The organism is Acetobacter estunensis, from assembly GCF_011516945.1.
Taxonomy (GTDB): Bacteria; Pseudomonadota; Alphaproteobacteria; order Acetobacterales; family Acetobacteraceae; genus Acetobacter; species Acetobacter estunensis.
The window spans coordinates 109486-125811 of sequence record NZ_WOTH01000004.1 but is presented as its reverse complement, the minus strand read 5'-3'; the positions used below and the strand labels follow the sequence as shown (position 1 = coordinate 125811).

Sequence of the window (16326 nt, the reverse complement as noted above, 5' to 3'; positions counted from 1 at the left end):
TACAGATGAGAGGTGGGCGATCTGGGAACCTCTGATCGAGGCGGTTCGCCCGCGGTGCAAGACGGCGGGAGCCCAAAAAAAGGGGCCCCTTTCGAAGAGCGAGACCATCGTGAAGCACTTGGCCGCTCTCGCTGCGGCTATGGCACGAAAGTCTGCGTGATCGCTGATGGACATGGAAAAGCCTTCGGTTTTGCGCTGGCTCCCGGACAGGCTCATGAACTGCCGCTGGCTCCAGATATGCTCGATAGCCTTCCCGCCATTTCCGCGAAACGACGCGATGCGCCGGTGGCCTGCCCCAGATGGGCCTATCGGTGTCGACATCTTGTCGAGAACCTCTGGGTTCGCCTCAAGGAGTGGCGCACTGTCGCAACCAGATACGAAAAAACAGCAACGTCGTTCCTCGTGGCATTCCACATCGCTGCCGCAGCAGACTAGATCAAGCCCTAACAGGGCCTAGTTTTTCACTCTCCTATTTTCCATTTCGGAAGCTGTGGCTCCATAAAGGAACCACAGCAAAGAAGCTGTCTTAATTGTAAAGATACCGGCACCAATACTCAGCGATGTTACAAAATAAACCGCCAAACAAGTTCTCATGAGGCGCTGCGCGTTTGAATGAGATCGTGAAAATGAAAACAAAAACCACAAGACTGATGCAAATATCAAACCAACACTATTTGAAACATAAGCATATCCAGTGTCCGCAGTATAAACAGGTGAGGGAGAAAGAGCAAACCAGTGCGACAAACCCCAGTAATCAAGCAACTGACCAGAAAACAACAAACGACCAGAAAAATCATCATGAGTAATTCTAGGCAACCATCCGGGGATCTCATGCAATGATCCCATCAGCGTCAAAGCAATCATAACGAAAAAAGGCATCAAAAATGTTATGATGGCAGACTCACGAAACGGGGAAAACCGCACCAGCGTCACCACCAAACAGAACATTGTCGCAAAACGCGAATCTCCCAACACAATAAATGCCGCGACAGCCAAATAAAGACCGATCTCTCGCTCATTTTTATAATTGCGCGATGTTGCCAAGCACCAACAGAATATAATCCCCGCAACATTTCCAATCGACACAGGTTCCAAAAAAATGGAAGCGATTCGTCGCCCTCCAAATATTGAAGGAAAATACGTCCGGGCATTGGAACCACTTCTGCTTCCTGAGACAAAGGAGGTGGTATTAGAGTAATTCACTGTGTCTGCGCTTAAACCACCCTTTTGAACATAGTATTGCCAGATATTAAACTGCTGCCCGTATTGTACTGGAAAAAGAAACTCAACCAATGCACATGCAAGTATCAGAAACACCATGTAACGTAAGGCAATCTGGGCTTGCTCCATCCCTCCCATTTTACCCAACTCAAAGAATATCCAAATAATAGCTAAATCATGTACAAATTTAAAACTTAAACCTGGATTAATCAGTTTGGCCCCAACCATGTAGCCAATCACCAATGCCGTAATGATGACCACGCGCGCATTCACCGCGCGCCGTACAGCCAGCATACCGACCATCATAATCAAAAGTTCAATAACAGCCAGTTGTGTTGCATTCACCCGCAACCAACCATGCGTATTAATAAAACACATGATGAGGTTGAACATTGCTGACAAGACGACCAGCCACACCCCCACACCTGCGCGAGCATGGACACGTTGTGCTGCTCCCGGTAAAAATCCCGTTTGGATCACCGATGTTGTCATCTGAATTTATTCCACAGGCAGAGTGTCGGATATTTCATAAATGATACCCCATGGGAAAAACCATAAAATATCGATAGAAAACCGAAGATATCTGCCTTTCTGCCCGCTTTGACGAAGACAGAAAACCCCGCATCTCACACATTTTCACCTTAAAAACGAGCAGGCTCTTCCTTCATGTGACACACATGACACGCCCGCACAGGGCCGCTTGGACGATGTTGCTCACGAAACGTCAGATGGCATCCTTCACACAGTTCATGAAACTGCGCTTCCATCAATGGCGCTAAAGACTGTGTGTGCTTATGACAGGCAAGACACGTATGCGAAGATGAGTTTAACGCTAGCCTTGGCTCCCTATGGTCGTGATGACACGTTACGCAATTGAACGCGCCATGATCCACATGCGCAAAACTAAGTGGCATCAATGGCCGATCGGACGCCCTCTTTTGCGCCCAATTATCTATCCACCAACATCCGACACTCCCTAAAATGCTAGCTGCTATCACACCTCCCCATGTGAGACGGCGCCTGTACCTCATCCGTTCAACCACAACACACACAACCACAGCGCCACCACGCTGCCCGCGCCAGCCCCGATTATCACGGGGATAGCGGCCCAAGACATGCCCCGCACCCTTCGGAGCGCATGTCGCTGGACTTCGCTTCTATGAATTGCTTTTCGCAACACGGGAGAAAACGTTGCCAGACAGATCATGAAAATCCATCCAACTAAAACGTGAGTGTTGTGAATGCGATAACCGCTCCACCATCCATGTAAACCTGCGCTGCACAACAGGAAAATAGCCGCCGCTTGGTGCCATGATCGAAACAATGCGATCGTACCGAACATCCGTCCACGTATGCGCTTGCCAGATATCAGCAACAGAAAAAGCAGCGAGAGCCATGCAAGCACACCCGCCTGCATGGCTCGCGAAACTGGTGGCCAGATATCCTTCCAAACCAATGGTTCCGCCAGCAGCACGCCTCCAACGTGCAAGATCATGAACAACATGACCAATCCACCCAACCCAACGTGCAACCGCATGAAGAACCGTCCGTCATAGCGGGGCCATGGCAGCGGTTTTCCCGTCAATACAAACATCTGGATAATCGTCGCCAGCGCGAAAAAACCGCTGAGTGTGGCGAAATCCCAGCCCTGCCCAAGGCCCGGCATCCCAGCGACAGCGACTGTCCCCAACACAAGGATGAGGGCGGACACACACAGCATCACGCTCAGAAGTCGCCAGTCCACCGCCGCATCATCCAACAGCGTTACGATGGCGTTTCATACCACATAATCACTGAACATGCGCTTGGGCTTGCTGTGCCGACCAATAACGATAGCCACAGGCATATGCTGTCTGGACGCAGCTGACAGTCCCCTGTTCGCCTCTCAGCCAACAGCAACTATCAGATTACCCGTCTTTTCGGGTCCAATGACACCTGCAAGCCTGAAGATATACGTGAACCACACGTCATCCGCTCACAAGGCGCCATGTTGCAAGATATTGCGCTATAGCGAGCCACCAAAACCTTCAAACAAAAAAGCGTCTGGAGAACTTTATCCCCAGACGCTCTTTCAAATACATCTTCTCAGAAGCCGTGCGACCTCACCTCGACGCCGCACCAACGCCAATCAGCACCAGCGCAAACAGCACCACACAGATAATCAGGGCAATGAAGAACAGAATCTTCGCCATGCCAGCAGCCGCGCTGGAAATACCGCCGAAGCCAAAAAGCCCGGCAACAATCGAGACAATCAGAAAAAACAGGGCAAGCTTCAGCACGGTCTTCTTCTCCTCATGAGCGATGAGCCCTCAATGAGGCGTTAACAATTAGGGCGCGCACGAGTTGCACAGCGACCTTTTCATCACCTCAGAAAAAGCAACACGCTCCGCGTGTTAACGACGGCGAGCCAGCCAGCCACCCAACACCAATCCCCAGACCGCAACCGTACCAGCCGCAACCAGCGGCATGTCCACCACGATATCGCGCACCAGATCGAGCGTGTCTTCCACATGCTCGCCCGCTGTGGCCCGGCGCTGGGGCGAGTTGTCCTGCAGACGTCCGATGCCGCTCTCCAGCGTAAAATCCTCGGTATCGTCCGAACCCTGTACCATTCCATCACCCTGTCATTGCTCAAACACGACTCACACTGTGTGGGCACAGTGACCAAGGGTCAACAGTACTCAGATATCGACCGAACGCAGCCATGCCTCACTGCCCGGATCGTCCTCACCCGCAATCAGACTGCGCAGTCGAGCCGCCAGAACGCGCCGGGAGGAAGAGGAAAGGTCGCGCGGGCGTGGCCCCACAGTCAGATCGCCACGCACACAGGCCGGAGAGCCCGCAAGAACGACAATCCGGTCCGCCAGAAGGATCGCCTCATCGATATCATGCGTCACGAACATCACCGTTTTGCGGGTCTTTTCCCAGATGCCCAGAAGCTCTTCCTGAAGCGACGTCCGGGTAATCGCGTCGAGCGCACCAAACGGCTCGTCCATCAGCAGCAGATCAGGATTGACCACCAGCGCCCGCGCCACACCGACACGCTGCCTCTGACCACCCGAGAGCTGCCGGGGCCAACGCCCTCCTTCGGCCGCCAACCCCACCAGACGCAGGGCCTGCTCCGCCCGCTCACGTCGCTCGGAGGCCGAAAGACCAAGACCTTCCAACCCGAATGCCACGTTCTGGCGCACACTCCGCCACGGCATCAGCCGAGCATCCTGAAACACAAGCGCCGTGCTGCGCGTTCCAGCCTGCCGGGGCGATGTATCCAGCTTCACCACCCCTTCGGTGGGCGCGATCAGCCCCATGACCACCCGCAGCAGCGTGGACTTACCCACGCCGGATGGACCCAGCACGGCCACGAACTCACCACGCCCTATGGACAGATCGACATGACGAAACACAAAGCTCTTGCCACCGTCATGCGACAGACCGGTATCCTCGATACGAACCAGCGACATGCCTCTCACCCCTGCCAGCGCAGCAGCCGGTCACGCACCAGACCGAACAGAAAATCCGTCAGGGCATACAGCCCCGCCATCGTGACCATGTAGACCACGACCACATCCGTCGCGAGCAGGCTCGACGCCTGCATCATCCGCGCGCCAATTCCCGGCACGCCGAACAATTCGGCTGCCACAACCGACATCCAGCCCTGTCCCAACCCGGTGCGCAGTCCTGCCAGAAGACCCGGGGACGCGGCCGGTAACGTCACATGAAGCAGACGCGCCAGAAAACTCCCATGCCCAAAGGCCGCCGCCACTTCGTAGAGTTCGCGATCCACCGATTTCACGGCGCCGTAGGCGGCATAGAAATTGATCCAGAAGACCGAGATGGCGATCACAAAGGTCGCACCCGCATTGTTCAGACCGAACCAGAGAATGGCGAACGGCACCCATGCCAGACCGGGAATGGGGCGCAGAAGACGGACAATGCCCCCGGTGGCGGCGTCAACCAGCGGCACGGACCCACAAATCAACCCTGCCCCGTTGCCTAGAATGGAGCCGATCAACAGACCGAGCACATAATGCGAGAGACTGTCGAGAATGGATTGCTGCCAGAACCCGCCTGAAATCTCGGACATCCACGCGGGCCAGAGTTCGGATGGAGCAGGCAGGAGACCGGGCGGTACAAGCTGCAATCTGACAACGGCCTGCCAGACGGCAAACAACAGCATCAGCCCAACGGTCCCCAGAAGCAGCCGCTCCCGTCCGCCCAAACGCAAATCCTTCATAACTGTCCCCGGTTCAGCGAATCACGGCGTGGCCTGATGCCATGTCGTCAGATCGAACAGGTCTTCCACTGGTGTTGCGGAACGCAGCAGTCCTTCCGCCACTTCGAAATCCTGAAGCGCCTTCACACCGGGAACAATCCGGGCCGGATCTGCGACGAAATCATGCGCCGATGCCTTGAGCGCCTGTGCAATCACATCCTCACGCAGCAATCCACCACCGAGCGCCTTCGTCACATAGGGGGCGGCTTCCTCAGGATGCTCGGCCAGAAGGGTGGTGCTCTTCACAAACAACGCCGTCAGCTTGTTTTTCCACGCAGCACGGTCCGGCGCATTCGGGTTCACGACAGCCAGCACCGAACCCGGTTGATCGGGAAGCATCTCGTGGCCGTTCGCCAGAATACGGGCGTCCGGCAGACGACGGCGGATCACCGTCAGAGCGGGCTCACGCAGCACTGCCGCGTCCACCGCACCCGCAAGAAACGCCTGCTGGGCCGCGTCGATATCGATACCGACAATATCGACCGTCTTCAGGTCCAGCTTTTCCTGCTGCTTGAGCCAGTAGCGCAGCACCGTATCCGGCACGGACCCCTGCGGCTGGGCGGCAAATCTTGGCTTATGCCCAGTGGTCGTCGTGAAATCCGTAATCCTCTGCGCCAAGGCTGTGGGCGACTGGTTTCCGGCATCGCCAGCCTCCAGCCCTTCGGCCAGCTTTCCACGCGCCGCGACAGAGAGTTCCTCAATTGCACCGGATGCCAGAACCTTTACATCGACACCACGAGCACGCACCTGAAGAAGCGGCAGAACGCCAGCTACATAAGCGTCGATACGTCCGGAAACGAGCGCCTGAATCGCCTGTGGACCGGATGTGAACCGCACGAGCTGCAAATCAAGCCCGGCGTCTTTACCCCAACCCTTGCCATCGAGGACGAACAGAGCGGATGAACCCAATACCGGGATATATCCCACACGAATGGGTGCGGCAGCGGCAAACTGACAGCCAGTCAGCAGCACGCCAACAAATGTCGCGACTAGGACCGACAATTTCCTGAGAGTGCCTTGAAAACGCATACCGCGCTCTTTCCCGTTATATTCACAGCATGAAACCGTTGTTTTCGCTGTTCGACGCGACATCCTTACAGAATGGATTTGTAAAATCCATATTCAAACTTCATATCGTTGCAATAAAGCCTGAAAATGATGCCAATACCTTCGCATTCACCATAAAAAAAGGCCGACCCCAAGGGTCGGCCCTGCATCCTGCTCCTGTAGGAGGAATCAGGCTGCCAGATCGTGCTCTGTCTCAGCAACCGGACGCGGACCACTGTCCTTGCCCTTTGCTTCGACATCACGATCGATCAGTTCGATAACAGCCATATCGGCCGCATCCCCGTAACGCACGCCAGCCTTCAGGACGCGGGTATAACCGCCCGTGCGACCCTTGTAGCGCTCGGCCACCGTCGAAAACAGCTTGCTGACAATCGTGTCATCACGCAGCTGAGCATAAGCCTGACGGCGAGCATGCAGATCGCCACGCTTGCCCAGCGTAATCAGCTTCTCGACGACCGGACGAAGTTCCTTCGCCTTCGGCAGCGTTGTCGTGATCTGCTCATGCTTGATCAGGGCAACGGCCATGTTGCGGAACATGGCCGCGCGATGGGTGGAGGTAACGCCGAGCTTCCGACCGGCAACACCATGACGCATGTTGAAGTCTCCTGTTGTCGCGGATCAGAAGGGCTCGTCGAGCCGCTTCGCCAGATCCTCAATGTTCTCCGGCGGCCAGGCCGGAACGTTCATACCAAGGGAAAGCCCCATTGTGGTGAGGACTTCCTTGATCTCGTTCAGCGACTTGCGGCCGAAGTTCGGCGTGCGAAGCATTTCCTGCTCCGTCTTCTGAACCAGATCACCAATATAGATGATGTTGTCGTTCTTCAGGCAGTTTGCCGAACGCACCGACAGCTCAAGCTCGTCAACCTTACGCAGAAGGTTACGGTTGAACGGCAGATCATCCTGCGGCTCCGTCGTGACAACCGGGCGCGGCTCATCGAAGTTGATGAACAGCTGGAGCTGATCCTGAAGAATACGCGCAGCGAGAGCCACCGCATCTTCCGGCGTCACCGCGCCGTTCGTCTCGACCGTCAGCAGCAGACGATCATAATCGGTCACCTGCCCCACGCGGGTCGGCTCAACCTTATAGGACACGCGCTTCACCGGAGAGTAGATCGCATCAATGGGAATAAGCCCGATCGGCGCATCTTCCGGACGGTTCGCTGCCGCCGGGACATAGCCCTTGCCGACATTGACCGTAAATTCCATGCCAAGCTTCTCACCCTCATCGAGCGTGCAGATGACAAGATCCGGATTCATGATCTCGATACCGTGACCCGTCTGGATTTGGCCTGCCTTGACCTCACCCGGACCGGTCGCGGTGAGCATCATCCGCTTCGGACCCTCACCATGCATGTTGAGAGCAAGCTGCTTGATGTTCAGAACGATGTCGGTGACATCCTCGCGCACACCGGGAACAGACGAAAACTCGTGAAGCACACCGTCAATCTGGATCGCGGTGATGGCCGCGCCCTGAAGCGATGACAGAAGGACACGGCGCAGGGCGTTGCCGAGTGTCATGCCGAAGCCGCGCTCAAGCGGCTCCGCCACGATGGTCGCAACGCGAGACGGTACGGAGCCGGGTTCGACTTCCAGCTTCTCCGGCTTGATCAGGGATTGCCAGTTTTTCTGGAGCACCAAGGTCTCGGCCTTTCAGATAGGGATACCGCGACAGGGCGGCAGAAACCCCGACGCAAGGCCGGGGCAACGTCTTCAGGAAATTCCGCTATGGATGCGCAAAATACGCACCCATAGGACAATCAGACGCGGCGACGCTTGCGCGGGCGGCAGCCATTGTGCGGAACCGGCGTCAGATCACGAATAGACGCAATCTGGAACCCAACAGCCTGAAGCGCACGCAGCGCGCTCTCACGCCCCGAACCCGGACCCGAGACCTCGATGTCCAGCGTCTCCATGCCATGCTCACGCGCCTTGCGGCCCGCATCCTCAGCCGCCACCTGAGCGGCATACGGCGTGGACTTGCGCGACCCCTTGAAGCCCTGCGCACCAGCAGACGACCACGCGATCGCGTTGCCCTGGGCATCGGAGATCGTGATCATCGTGTTGTTGAACGTGGAGAGCACATGCGCCACGCCCGAGATAATGTTCTTGCGCTCTTTTTTGCGGATACGCGGAGCAGCGGCCTTAGCCATATCTGTACGCCCTGTCTTTCTCTGCCTGGCGGACCGTTGCCCGCCCGGGCACCGCGCGGATTACGCCGCACAGCGCCATGGATTTCCCTGATTGCCCGGAGGCGGAACGCTTAGCGCGTTACCTTCTTCTTGCCTGCGATGGCCACAGCCTTACCCTTGCGGGTACGGGCATTGGTGTGGGTCCGCTGACCATGCACCGGCAGGCCGCGACGATGACGCAGACCGCGGTAGCAGCCCAGATCCATCAGACGCTTGATGTTCATCGCCGTCTCACGACGGAGATCGCCCTCGACCCGGTAATTGTTGTCGATGACCTCACGAAGCTTCATGATCTCATCGTCACTCAGCTCGTTCACCCGCTTCGCGTCGGGCAGGCCGACCGTCTTGCAGATCTGCTGAGCTTTGGTCTGACCGATTCCATAAATGTACTGGAGACCGATCACGACCCGTTTGTTCGTCGGGATATTAACGCCGGCAATACGCGCCACGCTGCACACTCCTGATCCGCCCGGCTGCGCCCGAGCGTTGATTTCTATATCGTTGCCGCCAGCCTTCGCCACATCCATGGCGAGCGGGGTCCAGAGCGCGCGCAATAGACCGAGGCGCGCTCCTGAGTCAATCTAAACCGATCACTTTTGCGTGATCTTCTCGACCTCACTCATCGTGTCGTCGATCTGTTTGCTCACTTCATCGATAGGAGCCATCCCGTCGATGAACGCCACCGTCACCTTATCTTCGTAATAAGGGAGCAACGGCAACGTTTCCTTGCGATACGCCGTCAGACGCGACGCCACTGTCTCACGGTTATCGTCCGCACGCCTCACGAATTCATGAGAGCCGCACAGATCACACGTGTCCGGCACTTTTGTCGGCTTGGAAACGTCATTGTAGCTCGCGCCACATTTCGCACAGGAAAAACGCCCCGCGATTCGGTCAGCGAGAGCGTTCTCGTCCACTTCAAGCATCAGAACGACATCGATCTGTCGGCCCAGCCTCTTCAGCATCACATCCAGAGCTTCAGCCTGCGCAACATTCCGGGGGAAACCATCCAGAATGAACCCCTTGGCGCAATCAGGCTGCTGAATGCGCTTCTCAAGCATGCTGACAATGATCGAATCCGGCACCAGCTTGCCCGCATCCATCAGCGTCTTGGCTTCGCGTCCAATATCGGAGCCAGCCTTCACTTCCGCACGCAGCATGTCGCCCGTGGAAATCTGACTGATGCCGTAGCGGGCCTCCAGACGCTTGGATTGCGTCCCTTTGCCTGCTCCGGGAGGGCCCAGAAAAATGATGTTCATTTACGGATGCTCCTTCGATTGGGACTGCTCCGTCGGCTCCGCTGGATGAGACCCTGATACTGATGCGCGACAAGATGAGACTGTATCTGGGTCACCGTATCGATCGTGACCGACACAATGATGATCAGACTCGTTCCACCAAAATAGAACGGCACATTGTAACGACTGATCAGAATCTGCGGCAGCAGACAGACAAGCACCAGGTACAACGCACCGATCGAAGTAAGTCGCGTCAGGATCCGATCAAAATACGCCGCAGTGGCCCCACCGGGACGAATTCCGGGGATGAAGCCGCCCTGCTTGCGCAAGTTGTCCGCCGTCTCTTCGGGATTGAAGGTCACAGCCGCATAGAAATACGAGAAGAACACGATCATGAGCGCATACAGCGCCATGTAGAGCGGTTGCCCCTGCCCAAGCGACTGCCCGAGGAACGAGAGCCAGCCGGGCATCCCCTTGGCGTTCATGAAGCCCGAGATCGTCACTGGGATAAGAAGCACTGAAGAAGCAAAAATCGGCGGAATGACACCAGCCGTATTCACTTTCAGCGGCATATGCGTTGCTTCACCGCCGAACACGCGATTCCCCATCTGCCGTTTGGGATACTGGATCACCACCCGGCGCTGGGCCTGTTCCATGAAGACGATGAACATGATCGTAGCCGCTGCCAGCACCAGAAAAACCAGTACGAAGAACGGCGACAGCGCACCCGTATATCCAAGCTGAAACAGCGTTGCCATCGCATGAGGCAGGTTCGCGACAATGCCCGCAAAAATGATGAGTGAGATTCCGTTCCCTACCCCGCGGGACGTAATCTGCTCTCCCAACCACATCAGGAACATCGTGCCGCCCACCAGCGTGAACACGCATGACACCACAAAAAATGGCCCCGGATCCACCACAGCCGATCCACCGGAGGTGCTCATCCGTTCAAGCCCCACGGCGATTCCGTAGGCCTGAAAAAATGCGATCAGGACTGTCAGATAGCGGGTGTACTGATTGAGCTTCTTGCGTCCCTGCTCGCCCTCCTTCTTGAGAGCTTCCATGGAAGGAAGAGCCGTCGACATCAGCTGGATAATGATCGACGCCGAGATGTACGGCATGATGTTCAGGGCAAACACCGTCATGCGTCCAAGCGCGCCGCCCGTGAACATGTCGAACATGCCCAGAATGCCGCCCTGATGTTGCGCCAGCAACTGCCCCATCACGGCCGCGTCGATACCCGGCACAGGGATATAGGTTCCCAGCCGATAGACAATCAGCGCCCCAAGCGTAAACCAGATGCGTTTCTTGAGTTCGGTCGCCTTGCCGAAAGCTCCAAGATTGAAATTGGCCGCGAGTTGTTCAGCCGCCGAGGCCATCACCCCGTCCTTTCACAAAAAACAGCGCCTCCGCGAAGCGGGGCGCTGTCGAGGCAGACACCAACGCCTGCAAACCCAAACATGCCAGGTTGTGTGGAGGCCCCGCTTGCGAACCCTCCACACCCCTTTTCACGAGGCTGCGCTCGCCGCTTTCTTCGAAGCCACCAGCGTCTTGACCGAGCCGCCGGCCTTTTCCACCGCCGCAACAGCAGCGGCCGAAGCGCCGGACACCTCAACATTCACCGGACGGGAAATTTCGCCCTGCGCCAGCAGACGCACGCCATCCACTTTGCCCGCACCGATAAGTCCCGCCTTGCGCAAAACCTCTTCGGTGACGACAGAGCCAGCTTCCAGCTTGCCATCCTCAATCGCCTTGTCCAACGCACCAAGATTGATTGGCGCATAGACCTTGCGGAAGATGTTTTTGAAGCCGCGCTTGGGCATACGGCGATACAGCGGGAGCTGACCACCTTCAAACCCGTTCAGCGAAACGCCTTCACGTGCTTTCTGCCCCTTCACACCGCGACCGGAGGTTTTGCCCTTACCGGAACCGATGCCACGGCCAAGCCGCTTCTTGCGATAACGGGAACCCTCGTTATCGCGCAGTTCGTTCAGATTCATCTCAATCCTCCACCTTGATCAGGTGGGCGACCTTGCGCAGCATGCCCCGCACGGACGGCGTGTCCTGCAGATCACGGATGCGACCGATCTTGTTAAGCCCCAGCCCGATCAGCGTTGCCTGCTGACCCGGCTTACGACCATTGCCCGACGCGATCTGCTGGACGCGAACAGTCTTGCCCTCAGACATCAGCACCCTCCGCAACCTGCTCACGCTTGCCGAGAATATCCGAAACCTTCTTGCCACGACGGTTCGCCACCGCACGCGGGCTGGCACAACGCTCCAAGGCGTCGAATGTCGCCTTGACCATGTTGTGCGGGTTCCGGGTACCCAGGGACTTGGCCACCACGTCGTTAATGCCCAGGCTCTCGAAGACCGCGCGCATTGGACCACCCGCGATGATACCTGTGCCGGCATCAGCTGAACGCAGCACGACCTTACCGGCACCGAAGTGTCCGGTAGTGTCGTGATGCAGCGTACGGCCTTCCTTCATCGGAACGCGGATCATGCCACGCTTGGCCTTCTCCGTTGCCTTACGGATCGCTTCGGGAACCTCGCGAGCCTTGCCAGCACCGAAGCCGACACGACCCTTCTGGTCACCAACCACTACAAGAGCGGCAAAAGCAAAACGACGTCCGCCCTTCACAACCTTCGCAACGCGATTGATTGTGACCAGCTTGTCGATCAGATCGTCACCATCGCGGTCAGCGCGCTGGTCGCGATCGCGACCGCGACCGCCTTCTCTCGGTTCACGTGCCATTTACGTGACCTCCCTTAGAAGGAGAGACCGCCCTCGCGGGCAGCCTCCGCGAGCGCCTTGACGCGCCCATGATACAGATAGGCGCCACGGTCGAACACGACCTGCTTCACACCTGCCGCAACAGCACGCTCGGCCACAAGCTTGCCAACCGCCGCTGCCGCATCCCGGTTTCCACCGGTCGTGCCGCCGGACTTGAAGTCCTTGTCCAGAGAAGACGCCGCCGCAACAGTACGACCGACACTGTCGTCGATCACCTGAGCGTAGATGTTCTTGCCTGCACGGAACACCGACAGGCGCGGACGCCCGCCGGCCTTGCGGCGGAGCTGGAACCGAAGACGCTTGCGCCGACGCTCCCGCAATTCCTGAAGAGTGCTCATTACTTCTTCTTGCCTTCCTTGCGACGAATGGTCTCGGTCTCGTAACGCACACCCTTGCCCTTGTAAGGCTCCGGCTTGCGGAAATTACGAATATCAAGCGCAACCTGACCAACACGCTGCTTGTCGATACCCTCAACGAGCACGGCCGTCGGACGCGGCGTCGTGATCTTGATTCCCTGAGGAATCGGATACACGACATCATGCGAATAACCGAGGTTCATGACCAGATTGGAACCCTGCACCGCAGCACGAAAACCTGTGCCCGTGATTTCCAGCCCCTTGGAATATCCGTCAGAAACGCCCTTGATCATCGACGCCACGAGTGAGCGGGTTGTGCCCCACATCATCCGAGCCTGCGCCAGTGAACCCAGCGGCTTAACCACGACCTTGCCATCATCAACGCTCGTCTCGACCAGCGGTGAGAGAGGCATCTTAAGCTCCCCCAACTTGCCTTTAGCAGTCAGAACACCGGAGTTGATGGTGACAGTAACACCCGACGGAATCTCGACGGGATATTTGCCAACGCGCGACATATACCCCTCCTCAGAATACGCGACAGAGAACTTCGCCGCCAACATTGGCGGCGCGAGCCTCTGCGTCGGACAGAACGCCACGCGGCGTCGACAGGATCGAAACGCCAAGGCCGGCATAGACCCGCGGCAGTTCCTTGATCTTGGAATACACGCGACGCCCCGGACGGGATACGCGGTGGATTTCCTTAATCACCGGCTCGCCTTCAGCATATTTCAGCTCAATGCGAATCTGGGAAATACCAGCGCGAACCTCTTCAACAGAGAAACCGCGGATATAACCTTCACGACGCAGAGCCTCGAGCACATTCGCCCGCAGCTTGGAAGCCGGCGCAACACACGCTGCGTGACGGGCACGCTGGGCGTTGCGGATACGGGTGAGCATATCACCCAAAGGATCAGAAAGTGACATCGTCCGCCTCTTACCAGCTTGCCTTAACGACGCCCGGAATCTGCCCGTTCGAAGCCAGATCACGAAGCGCTATACGGCAGAGTTCGAACTTGCGGTAATTACCGCGCGAACGCCCCGTCAACTTGCAGCGAAGACGCACGCGGACACGCGAGCCGTTGCGCGGAAGCTCCGCAAGCTTCAGAGACGCATCGAAACGATCTTCCATGGGAAGCGTGCGGTCCATGACGATATTCTTGAGTGCCTGTCGCTTCGCCTTGTCGCGCTGCGCCATATGCGCGCGCTTGGCATTGCGAGTGACGGCGGAAACCTTGGCCATGCCTGATTTACCCTCCGGAACCTGCCGGACCATTCCAGCGGTTTTCCAAAACCTTCTTGATCCCTGCCCGAGCGGACTCACACAGGGAAAGCAATTCTGCGAAACCGAATTCCGCAGAACACGATCATGCCGTGAGGCGTCAACCCATAAAGGGAAGATCGAACGCTTTCAACAGCGCCTTGGCCTCGGCATCCGTCTTCGCACTGGTCACGAAGATGATATCCATCCCGCGGATCTCGTCGATCTTGTCGTACTCGATCTCGGGAAAGATGATCTGCTCTTTGAGACCCATGGCGAAGTTGCCACGTCCGTCAAATCCCTTCGTCGCCGGAAGACCACGGAAATCGCGGATGCGCGGCATCGCGATCGTGACCAGACGATCCAGGAATTCATACATACGAGCACGCCGCAACGTGACCTTGCAGCCGATCGGCAGACCTTCACGAATCTTGAAGCCGGCAATCGCCTTCTTCGCAATCGTTTTCACGGGACGCTGTCCAGCGATGAGCATCATCTCGTTGAGCGCTGCGTCCAGTTTCTTCTGGTCGCCAGCGGCCTCACCCACACCCATATTGAGAACAATCTTCTCAAGGCGCGGAATCTGCATGACGTTCGTGTAACCAAACTGCTCCCGCAGCTTGCCAGCCAACTCGGCCCGGTACCGCTGCTGCAGACGCGGGACGGCGTGCGTATTTTCGGTAGCCATCTCTCGCCCCCTCAGCCTTCGATCACTTCGCCGGTCGCCTTGGCGACACGAACCTTGCGACCACCATCCAGAATACGGAAGCCGACCTTCGTCGCCTTACCACTTTTCGGATCGACAAGAGCCAGATTGGACAGATGCACCGGCGCTTCGCGCTCGATGATACCACCTTCCTCACCCATACGCGTTGCACGCTTGTGGCGCTTGGCAATTGCCACGCCACGCACAACAGCCTTGTTCTCGGTCGTCAGGACCGCAAGCACTTCGCCCTGCGTCCCTTTGGAAGAACCCGTCGTCACAACGACGGTGTCACCCTTCCTGATGCGTGCAGCCATTACAGCACCTCCGGCGCCAGCGAGATGATCTTCATGAATTTGCGCGCACGCAACTCACGGACCACCGGGCCAAAGATACGCGTACCGATCGGCTCCTGCTGCTTGTTGATCAGCACAGCCGCATTGCGATCGAAACGAATCGCGCTGCCGTCGGCACGACGCACCGGGTAGGACGTCCGAACGATGACGGCCTGATGGACGTCACCTTTCTTCACCTTTCCACGGGGAATCGCTTCCTTGACGGAAACGACGATCACGTCGCCGACCGAGGCGGACTTCCGCTTGGAACCGCCCAGCACCTTGATGCACTGCACCTGACGTGCGCCGGAATTATCGGCGACCTCGAGGTTGGTCTCGGGATGGATCATTTACCTTATACCCCTGTTACGCAGCGTTCCCGGACGCCGCGTCGCCAACGGTATCCCCGTTGCGCGAAATGACGGTCCAGGTCTTGCGCTTGGAAATCGGCGTGCATTCTTCGATGCGTACCGTATCCCCAATCTTGCAAGTGTTGAGTTCATCATGCGCCGCATACTTCTTGGAGCGACGAATGAACTTCTTGTACAGCGGATGCATCACGCGACGCGCAACAAGAACGGTAACCGTCTTGTCCATCTTGTCACTCGTCACGCGCCCGCTGAGAATGCGCTTCGGCATTATTAGCGGCTCCCTCAGGAATTCGCCGCAGCACCAGCCGCGGCAGTCTTCTTCGCAGTCTCGGCCACGATCGTCTTGATGCGAGCGATATCGCGACGCACCACACGCACGCGGCTCGCACCTTCATTCTGGCCGGTCGCCTGCTGGAACCGAAGATTGAACTGCTCGCGCTTCAGATCAAGAAGAAGCGCCTGCAACTCATCAACGGATTTCGCACGCAGATCAGCCGGCTTCGTTGCCTTGCTCATC

The 16326-nt window shown here is 57.3% G+C and carries 26 protein-coding genes and 1 pseudogene; 1 reads left to right on the top strand and 26 read right to left on the bottom strand.

Features of this window, described 5'->3' with window-relative positions; translation table 11 throughout:
- Positions 1-66 precede the first annotated feature (66 nt).
- Positions 67-435, top strand: a pseudogene (locus GOB87_RS16595) (IS5-like element ISMex42 family transposase); the annotation flags it as partial.
- 18 nt (positions 436-453) lie between these two features.
- On the opposite strand, the gene GOB87_RS03610 reads toward GOB87_RS16595, so the two are convergent.
- The 26 genes from GOB87_RS03610 to rpmC all read right to left on the bottom strand — a co-directional run bounded on the left by GOB87_RS03610 (position 454) and on the right by rpmC (position 16325).
- Positions 454-1713 (bottom strand): polysaccharide polymerase, encoded by a 1260-nt coding sequence (locus GOB87_RS03610; RefSeq protein WP_166313179.1) that lies wholly within the window; start codon positions 1711-1713, stop codon positions 454-456.
- Between the two features lie 149 nt (positions 1714-1862).
- Entirely contained in the window at positions 1863-2135 is a 273-nt protein-coding gene (locus tag GOB87_RS17095) for a cytochrome c3 family protein (protein ID WP_373320765.1), read from the bottom strand.
- Between the two features lie 113 nt (positions 2136-2248).
- Positions 2249-2980: a hypothetical protein gene (locus GOB87_RS03605; protein ID WP_166313178.1), complete on the bottom strand. Its 732-nt coding sequence runs from the start codon at positions 2978-2980 to the stop codon at positions 2249-2251.
- A gap of 343 nt (positions 2981-3323) precedes the next feature.
- Positions 3324-3500 carry a DUF1328 domain-containing protein gene (locus GOB87_RS03600; protein ID WP_166313177.1) on the bottom strand — a complete coding sequence of 59 codons (177 nt, stop codon included), beginning with the start codon at positions 3498-3500 and terminating at the stop codon, positions 3324-3326.
- 114 nt (positions 3501-3614) lie between these two features.
- The gene (locus GOB87_RS03595) at positions 3615-3833 is read right to left on the bottom strand and encodes a hypothetical protein (protein ID WP_166313176.1); all 219 of its coding nucleotides are present in this window, start codon (positions 3831-3833) and stop codon (positions 3615-3617) included.
- 69 nt (positions 3834-3902) lie between these two features.
- Positions 3903-4682 (bottom strand): ABC transporter ATP-binding protein, encoded by a 780-nt coding sequence (locus tag GOB87_RS03590; RefSeq protein WP_166313175.1) that lies wholly within the window; start codon positions 4680-4682, stop codon positions 3903-3905.
- A 5-nt stretch (positions 4683-4687) separates the two neighbouring features.
- Positions 4688-5455, bottom strand: a complete 768-nt coding sequence (locus tag GOB87_RS03585) for an ABC transporter permease (protein ID WP_166313174.1) — start codon at positions 5453-5455, stop codon at positions 4688-4690.
- A gap of 21 nt (positions 5456-5476) precedes the next feature.
- Positions 5477-6523 carry an ABC transporter substrate-binding protein gene (locus tag GOB87_RS03580; protein WP_166313173.1) on the bottom strand — a complete coding sequence of 349 codons (1047 nt, stop codon included), beginning with the start codon at positions 6521-6523 and terminating at the stop codon, positions 5477-5479.
- Between the two features lie 207 nt (positions 6524-6730).
- Positions 6731-7156: a 50S ribosomal protein L17 gene (rplQ, locus tag GOB87_RS03575; protein ID WP_166313172.1), complete on the bottom strand. Its 426-nt coding sequence runs from the start codon at positions 7154-7156 to the stop codon at positions 6731-6733.
- A gap of 24 nt (positions 7157-7180) precedes the next feature.
- Positions 7181-8200, bottom strand: a complete 1020-nt coding sequence (locus GOB87_RS03570; protein ID WP_166313171.1) for a DNA-directed RNA polymerase subunit alpha — start codon at positions 8198-8200, stop codon at positions 7181-7183.
- A 119-nt stretch (positions 8201-8319) separates the two neighbouring features.
- The gene (rpsK, locus tag GOB87_RS03565; RefSeq protein WP_010666031.1) at positions 8320-8712 is read right to left on the bottom strand and encodes a 30S ribosomal protein S11; all 393 of its coding nucleotides are present in this window, start codon (positions 8710-8712) and stop codon (positions 8320-8322) included.
- A 110-nt stretch (positions 8713-8822) separates the two neighbouring features.
- Entirely contained in the window at positions 8823-9200 is a 378-nt protein-coding gene (rpsM, locus tag GOB87_RS03560; RefSeq protein ID WP_166313213.1) for a 30S ribosomal protein S13, read from the bottom strand.
- A 141-nt stretch (positions 9201-9341) separates the two neighbouring features.
- On the bottom strand, positions 9342-10010 hold the full coding sequence (locus GOB87_RS03555) for an adenylate kinase (protein WP_166313170.1): 669 nt from the start codon (positions 10008-10010) through the stop codon (positions 9342-9344).
- Complete coding sequence (gene secY, locus GOB87_RS03550; RefSeq protein ID WP_166313169.1) at positions 10007-11368, bottom strand: preprotein translocase subunit SecY; 1362 nt, start codon at positions 11366-11368, stop codon at positions 10007-10009. Before secY ends, GOB87_RS03555 begins: the two co-directional genes overlap by 4 nt.
- Before the next feature lie 129 nt (positions 11369-11497).
- The gene (gene rplO / locus GOB87_RS03545; RefSeq protein ID WP_166313168.1) at positions 11498-11989 is read right to left on the bottom strand and encodes a 50S ribosomal protein L15; all 492 of its coding nucleotides are present in this window, start codon (positions 11987-11989) and stop codon (positions 11498-11500) included.
- Between the two features lies 1 nt (position 11990).
- A complete protein-coding gene (rpmD, locus tag GOB87_RS03540; protein WP_166313167.1) occupies positions 11991-12176 on the bottom strand; it encodes a 50S ribosomal protein L30 in 186 nt (61 codons plus the stop codon).
- Positions 12169-12747, bottom strand: coding sequence for a 30S ribosomal protein S5 (rpsE, locus tag GOB87_RS03535; protein ID WP_166313166.1), 579 nt, complete (start codon positions 12745-12747; stop codon positions 12169-12171). Before rpsE ends, rpmD begins: the two co-directional genes overlap by 8 nt.
- Before the next feature lie 14 nt (positions 12748-12761).
- On the bottom strand, positions 12762-13124 hold the full coding sequence (gene rplR / locus GOB87_RS03530) for a 50S ribosomal protein L18 (RefSeq protein WP_166313165.1): 363 nt from the start codon (positions 13122-13124) through the stop codon (positions 12762-12764).
- A complete protein-coding gene (gene rplF / locus GOB87_RS03525) occupies positions 13124-13657 on the bottom strand; it encodes a 50S ribosomal protein L6 (protein ID WP_166313164.1) in 534 nt (177 codons plus the stop codon). The genes rplR and rplF overlap by 1 nt, the downstream gene beginning before the upstream one ends.
- A gap of 10 nt (positions 13658-13667) precedes the next feature.
- Positions 13668-14066 (bottom strand): 30S ribosomal protein S8, encoded by a 399-nt coding sequence (gene rpsH, locus GOB87_RS03520; protein ID WP_166313163.1) that lies wholly within the window; start codon positions 14064-14066, stop codon positions 13668-13670.
- A gap of 10 nt (positions 14067-14076) precedes the next feature.
- A complete protein-coding gene (gene rpsN, locus GOB87_RS03515) occupies positions 14077-14382 on the bottom strand; it encodes a 30S ribosomal protein S14 (RefSeq protein WP_166313162.1) in 306 nt (101 codons plus the stop codon).
- A gap of 139 nt (positions 14383-14521) precedes the next feature.
- Entirely contained in the window at positions 14522-15088 is a 567-nt protein-coding gene (gene rplE, locus GOB87_RS03510) for a 50S ribosomal protein L5 (protein WP_166313161.1), read from the bottom strand.
- Between the two features lie 11 nt (positions 15089-15099).
- Entirely contained in the window at positions 15100-15420 is a 321-nt protein-coding gene (gene rplX, locus GOB87_RS03505; protein ID WP_166313160.1) for a 50S ribosomal protein L24, read from the bottom strand.
- Positions 15420-15788: a 50S ribosomal protein L14 gene (gene rplN / locus GOB87_RS03500; protein WP_010666045.1), complete on the bottom strand. Its 369-nt coding sequence runs from the start codon at positions 15786-15788 to the stop codon at positions 15420-15422. The genes rplX and rplN overlap by 1 nt, the downstream gene beginning before the upstream one ends.
- Positions 15789-15804: 16 nt before the next feature.
- A complete protein-coding gene (rpsQ, locus tag GOB87_RS03495; protein WP_166313159.1) occupies positions 15805-16077 on the bottom strand; it encodes a 30S ribosomal protein S17 in 273 nt (90 codons plus the stop codon).
- Positions 16078-16091: 14 nt separating this feature from the next.
- Positions 16092-16325 carry a 50S ribosomal protein L29 gene (gene rpmC / locus GOB87_RS03490; protein WP_166313158.1) on the bottom strand — a complete coding sequence of 78 codons (234 nt, stop codon included), beginning with the start codon at positions 16323-16325 and terminating at the stop codon, positions 16092-16094.
- Between the last annotated feature and the right edge of the window lies 1 nt (position 16326).

Excerpts from the sequence above, each read along its gene's own strand:
- GOB87_RS03610 (WP_166313179.1), bottom strand. The coding sequence starts at position 1,713 with ATGACAACATCGGTGATCCAAACGGGATTTTTACCGGGAGCAGCACAA.
- rplX (WP_166313160.1), bottom strand. The coding sequence starts at position 15,420 with ATGGCTGCACGCATCAGGAAGGGTGACACCGTCGTTGTGACGACGGGT.
- rpsH (WP_166313163.1), bottom strand. The coding sequence starts at position 14,066 with ATGTCACTTTCTGATCCTTTGGGTGATATGCTCACCCGTATCCGCAAC.
- GOB87_RS03590 (WP_166313175.1), bottom strand. The coding sequence starts at position 4,682 with ATGTCGCTGGTTCGTATCGAGGATACCGGTCTGTCGCATGACGGTGGC.
- rplN (WP_010666045.1), bottom strand. The coding sequence starts at position 15,788 with ATGATCCATCCCGAGACCAACCTCGAGGTCGCCGATAATTCCGGCGCA.
- rpsE (WP_166313166.1), bottom strand. The coding sequence starts at position 12,747 with ATGGCACGTGAACCGAGAGAAGGCGGTCGCGGTCGCGATCGCGACCAG.
- GOB87_RS17095 (WP_373320765.1), bottom strand. The coding sequence starts at position 2,135 with ATGCCACTTAGTTTTGCGCATGTGGATCATGGCGCGTTCAATTGCGTA.
- rplO (WP_166313168.1), bottom strand. The coding sequence starts at position 11,989 with ATGAATCTGAACGAACTGCGCGATAACGAGGGTTCCCGTTATCGCAAG.
- rplE (WP_166313161.1), bottom strand. The coding sequence starts at position 15,088 with ATGGCTACCGAAAATACGCACGCCGTCCCGCGTCTGCAGCAGCGGTAC.
- rpsN (WP_166313162.1), bottom strand. The coding sequence starts at position 14,382 with ATGGCCAAGGTTTCCGCCGTCACTCGCAATGCCAAGCGCGCGCATATG.
- GOB87_RS03555 (WP_166313170.1), bottom strand. The coding sequence starts at position 10,010 with ATGAACATCATTTTTCTGGGCCCTCCCGGAGCAGGCAAAGGGACGCAA.
- rpmC (WP_166313158.1), bottom strand. The coding sequence starts at position 16,325 with ATGAGCAAGGCAACGAAGCCGGCTGATCTGCGTGCGAAATCCGTTGAT.
- rplQ (WP_166313172.1), bottom strand. The coding sequence starts at position 7,156 with ATGCGTCATGGTGTTGCCGGTCGGAAGCTCGGCGTTACCTCCACCCAT.
- GOB87_RS03580 (WP_166313173.1), bottom strand. The coding sequence starts at position 6,523 with ATGCGTTTTCAAGGCACTCTCAGGAAATTGTCGGTCCTAGTCGCGACA.
- rplF (WP_166313164.1), bottom strand. The coding sequence starts at position 13,657 with ATGTCGCGCGTTGGCAAATATCCCGTCGAGATTCCGTCGGGTGTTACT.
- secY (WP_166313169.1), bottom strand. The coding sequence starts at position 11,368 with ATGGCCTCGGCGGCTGAACAACTCGCGGCCAATTTCAATCTTGGAGCT.
- rpmD (WP_166313167.1), bottom strand. The coding sequence starts at position 12,176 with ATGTCTGAGGGCAAGACTGTTCGCGTCCAGCAGATCGCGTCGGGCAAT.
- GOB87_RS03595 (WP_166313176.1), bottom strand. The coding sequence starts at position 3,833 with ATGGTACAGGGTTCGGACGATACCGAGGATTTTACGCTGGAGAGCGGC.
- rpsK (WP_010666031.1), bottom strand. The coding sequence starts at position 8,712 with ATGGCTAAGGCCGCTGCTCCGCGTATCCGCAAAAAAGAGCGCAAGAAC.
- rplR (WP_166313165.1), bottom strand. The coding sequence starts at position 13,124 with ATGAGCACTCTTCAGGAATTGCGGGAGCGTCGGCGCAAGCGTCTTCGG.
- rpsQ (WP_166313159.1), bottom strand. The coding sequence starts at position 16,077 with ATGCCGAAGCGCATTCTCAGCGGGCGCGTGACGAGTGACAAGATGGAC.
- GOB87_RS03585 (WP_166313174.1), bottom strand. The coding sequence starts at position 5,455 with ATGAAGGATTTGCGTTTGGGCGGACGGGAGCGGCTGCTTCTGGGGACC.